Source organism: Streptomyces katrae (genome assembly GCF_000966975.1).
Taxonomy (GTDB): domain Bacteria; phylum Actinomycetota; class Actinomycetes; order Streptomycetales; family Streptomycetaceae; genus Streptomyces; species Streptomyces katrae.
This window is the reverse complement of sequence record NZ_JZWV01000612.1, coordinates 1-381: the sequence shown is the minus strand read 5'-3', so window position 1 is coordinate 381 and position 381 is coordinate 1. Positions and strand designations below refer to the sequence as shown.

1 protein-coding gene is annotated in these 381 nt (G+C 77.7%); it reads right to left on the bottom strand.

Going from position 1 to position 381, the window contains the following annotated elements; all coding sequences use genetic code 11:
- Positions 1 to 23 precede the first annotated feature (23 nt).
- Positions 24 to 314 carry a hypothetical protein gene (locus VR44_RS21940; RefSeq protein WP_045949280.1) on the bottom strand — a complete coding sequence of 97 codons (291 nt, stop codon included), beginning with the start codon at positions 312 to 314 and terminating at the stop codon, positions 24 to 26.
- Between the last annotated feature and the right edge of the window lie 67 nt (positions 315 to 381).

Genomic DNA, 381 nt, shown 5'->3' with positions numbered 1-381 from the left:
GGGGCGGGGCGGGGGGCCGGCGGCTACTGGACGGCGCCCAGCAGGTCGACCAGGGGGGCCACGGGGGCGATCACGGGCTGGAGCTGGTCCGGCAGCGTCATCAGCTGGTTGAGCTGGTTGGCCCCTTCGCTGACCTTCGCCCCGATGTCCTGGACGGAGCCCGGCATGGCGCCCGCGGGCATGCCCGGAGCGGCCTGGGGCAGGTCCGGGAGGGTGAGCGGGGCGGCCGGCGCGGCGGAGGCGGCAGGTGCGGCGAGGCCCGCGGCGGCCCCCGCGAGGGCGAAGGCGGCGAGGATGCGCTGGGTCTTGGTCATGCCGTGTCCAACGGCCGAGCCCGCCGCCGGTCACGGCGGGCACGCACGAGAGCCCCGGTTCGTACGA